The 4,817-nt window shown below is 52.3% G+C and carries 5 protein-coding genes and 1 pseudogene; all 6 read right to left on the bottom strand.

Annotated elements, in window-relative coordinates:
* Positions 1-21: 21 nt before the first annotated feature.
* A pseudogene (istA, locus tag U869_RS0128740) lies at positions 22-1,077 on the bottom strand (IS21 family transposase); the annotation flags it as partial.
* A 194-nt stretch (positions 1,078-1,271) separates the two neighbouring features.
* Positions 1,272-1,826 carry a hypothetical protein gene (locus U869_RS32710; RefSeq protein WP_232785425.1) on the bottom strand — a complete coding sequence of 185 codons (555 nt, stop codon included), beginning with the start codon at positions 1,824-1,826 and terminating at the stop codon, positions 1,272-1,274.
* 162 nt (positions 1,827-1,988) lie between these two features.
* Positions 1,989-2,267, bottom strand: coding sequence for an ATP-dependent endonuclease (locus tag U869_RS32705; RefSeq protein ID WP_025124032.1), 279 nt, complete (start codon positions 2,265-2,267; stop codon positions 1,989-1,991).
* A gap of 147 nt (positions 2,268-2,414) precedes the next feature.
* Positions 2,415-2,978, bottom strand: a complete 564-nt coding sequence (locus U869_RS0128730; RefSeq protein WP_232785424.1) for a transposase — start codon at positions 2,976-2,978, stop codon at positions 2,415-2,417.
* A gap of 36 nt (positions 2,979-3,014) precedes the next feature.
* Positions 3,015-3,629, bottom strand: coding sequence for a DUF2913 family protein (locus U869_RS0128725; protein WP_025123776.1), 615 nt, complete (start codon positions 3,627-3,629; stop codon positions 3,015-3,017).
* A 28-nt stretch (positions 3,630-3,657) separates the two neighbouring features.
* On the bottom strand, positions 3,658-4,602 hold the full coding sequence (locus tag U869_RS0128720) for an Rpn family recombination-promoting nuclease/putative transposase (RefSeq protein ID WP_025123777.1): 945 nt from the start codon (positions 4,600-4,602) through the stop codon (positions 3,658-3,660).
* Positions 4,603-4,817: the final 215 nt, after the last annotated feature.

The raw sequence follows: 4,817 nt of genomic DNA, 5'->3' as shown, positions 1-4,817 counted from the left end.
AGTATTAGTTGACCACTACAGCACCGAGTAATGGCGCAGCTCATATTCGACGTGATAGTCGATATTCACCTTAACTTTCTTTATGTGGCGGTAGCGCCACGGTTGTACCGGTAACGGTCGAAGTGCGGGTTTATCCAGCTTTTCGAAGGCTTCCCGCCGGTTGCCAGGCAGTTTTTTGAAGGGACGTTCATTGAGCTCTGTAACCAGCGTACGGATGCAGTGGTTCAACTCTGCCAGCGAGAAGAAGACCTGGTGCCGCAGCCGGGCCAGGATCCAGCGTTCAACGATCTGGACGCCAACTTCCACCTTCGGCTTGTCTCTGGGTTTTCGGGGGCGGGCAGGTATCACCGCAACCTGATAGTGCTCCGCCAGTTGCTGGTAGGATGGATTGAGTTCGGGATCGTAGCGACAGGCTTTATTAACCCCGCTTTTGAGGTTATCCGGGACCAGGATTTCGGGGACGCCACCGATGAACTCCAGCATCCTGACGTGGCTGAGAAGCCAGTCCGGTAGCGACTGCGTATACGTGGCCTCTGCGAAGGTATAGTTTGATGCCCCCAACACGGCCACGAAGATCTGCGCCTGGCGGCATTCACCGGTTTCTGGCGAGATAACCGGCACCGTGGGCCCACAGTAGTCGATAAAGCATTTTTCACCGGCGAGATGCTGTTGGCGCATGGAGCGCTTCTGCGACTGGTACCAGGTCTGGTAGCGGCAGCAGAACTGCGAGTAACTGTACGCCCGGACGGGCATCCGCTGACAGTATTCTTCCCACAGAAGGTGGCGGGTGACGCCTTTCTTACGCAGTTCCATATGGATTTCAGCCCAGTCAGGATCCTCCAACGCGCCGGGACGACTATCAGACTCGGGATACAGCAGGCTGGCAAGACGGGGCTCTGACATCCCCTCAGGTAGCGGCCAGGAGATCCCAGAGGCCTCAAGGCGCTTGAGCATTTTCTGGATGGCACCCGTGCTGACATCGGCGCACTGGCTTATCTGACGGAAGGAAAGGCCGACCTCAAAACGCAGCCTTAAAATTTCATGGATTTTACGCATTGCGATTCTCTTGTTTGGCATACATCTCTCCCTGGAATGAAAGGGAGAGGTATAGCAGCAAAAATCAATGCGTTAAGAATGATTCTGGAGACGTGAACAGCAATTCCGGTCAGGTGAACACCGATTCTGGCAAAATGAACAGTGATTCTGGTCATGGTGCTAAATCGTGGTATTTTCCGCCGGAATACGCGTTCACGCAAAACCAGAAACAGCGTTCACGTTCCGCCAGAATGAGTGTTCACGATCGGCCAGAATATGCACAAGTGGGCTTCTGGCTCTTCTATCAACAACAGGCCGAGTTCCTCGCCATCACGTAGTAATACGAGCTCAGTCGCCATGAACAGGGCATTGTTGTAACCTAGCCCACGAACGCAGTGCTCAGAAGGGTCGATGCCGGATGTTGGAAGTAGGCCTAGCTCGAAACGTTCAAGGATAGGTTGAAGCCCTAGAATAGGGGCTATCTGGATGCGGGATGACAGTGCATCGCCAGCGAAGGCGAACTTGTTCAAGTAATTATCGTTGATGTCGTTTTGGACGTCCTTGATGACTTGGTGTTCGCCCAGGTGATGCTGAGCGAACGCCATCAATCCAACCAGGTTATTGGGTACTGTATCTGGGGCGTAAATATTGAAGTCGTTTAACTCTTGTCCACCGATGCGCCGGTGAGCCGCCAGAATTTGTGATAATCGAGACTGTCGTCCAGGCCGCAATTCTGCTTCTGCATCACGCAAAGGTCGAAGATAAGTAGCTCGAATGAGTTCACGTACCACGGTACCTATTTCTTGACCTGCACCATTTATTCCTGAACACGTAACTGCCTCGACACGGCCTCGTTTATTTCCGTTGGGTGGTATCCATCTGGCTTGCAGATGAATGATCAGGCTACGACTGCCGTCTTCCTCGTGAGTTAACCACTCCAGAACAGCTGCTTCCTAGTCAGGATCGAGATCTGCCAGTGTGGCTTCAATAAAAAGCGATCTGGCTCGGTTTGTGCCATTGATATAGAAATCTTTCTCGAACAGACGAATGAATTCGTAGCTGGTTGTCCACAGTACGTAGCGGATCGCATCGACTACCGATGTTTTTCCTGAGTCATTCTCCCCTACAAGGATGTTTAACCCTGCCGAGAGTTCCCAATCAAGAGCTGGGGCATTAGTGCCATCACCAAATACGCGAAAATTGGCTGCCCTTATTCGTTTCAGGTGCATCATTTCTTCCCTGTATTGTTGAAGTCTGGCCAGCGTAAGCACTTAAGACGGGAACCCTGCTGACGTAGACTCAAACTGCAGAAAAATATTTTGATTGAGATCACCACGATTAATTGATGAGCTCGATAGAGTATTCTAGACGTCTAGATGTCATTTTTTGGTGCTCAGGATTTTCGTCTGTAATTCTATGAGCCGATCGGCAATCCGTGTCAGCCCCGCATGAACGTAGTCACGCTGCATAGGGGTGACGATTTCATCGGCATTCAGCACTTTCCGAAAGTTTTCCACGCATTCCTGCCATAATTCGAACGACTGTCTCAGCCGGATTATTTGTTCATCAAACACTGACAGGGCGTTGCCCTGATAAGCTAGGTAGCCCCGTTCCAGGGTTGCGGCCGTGGTGAGTATCTGTTCCATGGTGTGTTTATGTGTTGCAGAGAATTCAGGCATCTCGTCATAAGAGCGGGATGACCGCTGGTTCTCCTGCTCGAACGCGGTTTCCATAATGAGGGCGTAACGGTAAAACCCCGGATATTCCTGGGTTAATGCCATCAGTTCTTTATCCGTGGTGCCGGTCCAAATCTGATGCAGTTCAGGGGTATAGCCCATCATGCGGTTGATAACCTGGTGCGGCTCCGTGACGCCTTGCGCGTCTAACTGCTGCATATGCTGATCCATTCTTGCCGCCATTCGGCGAAAATCGGCCATTGTCATCGGTGTTTCCTTTTACCGGTTCGGCAGGGAGCAATGCTACGCGGGCTCCAGCGCGACCGTATGGTGATCTGGAGTGCTGTCAACGAGCCTCGCGTTCAGGCCATATTCCGTCATGACACGAATGAAGGTGACGGTGTCACCAATGATGCGAAAGGGTAAGGGGTACAGGTGGCGTCCGTCCTGGGTAAAGGCCGCATTCAGCGCCGTTTTTTCGACGTAGAAGCCGTTGTTAAGTGACGGCGTCAGGGTAACGCCGGATTTCCACTCCCGTGCATCCATCACGTAATTGTCCCAACCCTGGTCTTTCAGCGTTTCTGAGGCGTAGGTGAGTCGGAACAGATCGGATTGTGCGGCCAGATTGCCACTGCAGGAGCGCCACAGGTAGTCCAGGTGCTGACGCAGTTTTCCGGCCGGCCCATGCTTACGCCCACGTTCGGGTAGCCAGGTGATGTCGACGGCGACGCTTTTGGGAAATCGCTTCTGCTTTTGGGCAGTGGCCAGCCAGCGAATAAGAAACAAATTTTCGGCATAGGGAGTGCCGGCTATGCCGTCTTGACGCGCCAGACCCAGCGCCGCCAGGGCGCAGAACGCGAGATGGCTGAGTGCTGAAGTGGTGTTTTCCGTGGTAACGGATTCGGTCTTATCTAACAACGTCTACCCTGCCCGTCGTAACGATGGATTAATGGCGAATTTGCGCCAGGTCGGCGGCAGTCAGACCGGTCATTTTCATTACTGAATCGCGATCGATGCCGTTCGCCAGCATAGTGCGAGCAACGGCAAGTTTGCCCTCAAGCACTCCTTCCTGGCGTCCTTTGGCTTCACCAAGTTGGATACCTTCCAAACGGCCTTTTTCCAGCCCGCGCTCCAGGCCTTTTTGTTCCAGTTTTTGTGCAATGGTCATAAGAACCTCCTCGTGCTGTGGTGCTCGGCGTGCCAGCTCGCGGATAAAGGTTTCCGGAGAGGCTGTATCGCCAACCTGCAGCATGTAATTCATCAATGATGCCAGCTGCTCATTAGTAGTGTATCCGGCCAACAGCAAGGTGACCAGTTGTTCCAGCAGTTCGGCCAGGTCGCGCTGTCTGACATGTTTTTGCAGTAGTTCCAGGATGGCCATACGACGGTGCTGCATGATTTCATCATCTGGAATAACGGTAACGTCGACCAGCGGAAAATCATTGGTATAAAGTTGTTGGGCCAGCTCGGGATCACCAAACTCATTCAGCCAGCGCATGGAATACGGGTAAGGAGTGACCTGACCGTGATAGAACAACAACGGGACAACCAGAGGCAATTGCTCATTATCGGCGTCAAGGTGGCGTTGCATGGCGGCGATAGCGTAGCGCATCAATCTGAAGGCCATGTGTTTGTCAGGTGAACTCTGGTGTTCAATCAAACAATAAACGTATCCGTCTCCCTTCCCCGTCTTGAGTGAATACAGAACGTCGGAATAATAGGCACGAAGGTCTTCTTCGACAAAATTGCTGGATTCCAGTCGCAACGTGCTCAGATCACAGGTTTTCAGCAGTGCCGGCGGCAGGTGCTGCTGCAGAAAGTCGCGGGCCGTTTCCGGGTGCGTCAGAAACTGCTTGAACAAAGCGTCGTGAGGTGTGGGTGTCGTTTTCATGATGACATCGTAGCACGTCGAGCCTTCTGTTCAATATCGTTGCAGTAGAGATTCAGAGGTGGTTTTCATTCGCCAAATACCTTTTTTTAGTCCAAAAAATGGGGGCTATCAGGGCAAACAAGCTACCTGCAGAAAAAGCGCCTATGGCGAGAAAAATACTTTCAGCCAGGCCACCACTTGAATAATCAAACGCAGGTGCTGCCTCCAATTAGTAG

This window comes from Serratia sp. H1w (genome assembly GCF_000633355.1).
Lineage (GTDB): Bacteria > Pseudomonadota > Gammaproteobacteria > Enterobacterales > Enterobacteriaceae > Chania.
The sequence above is the reverse complement of the archived record's forward strand: the minus strand, read 5'-3'. Positions and strand labels throughout refer to the sequence as shown.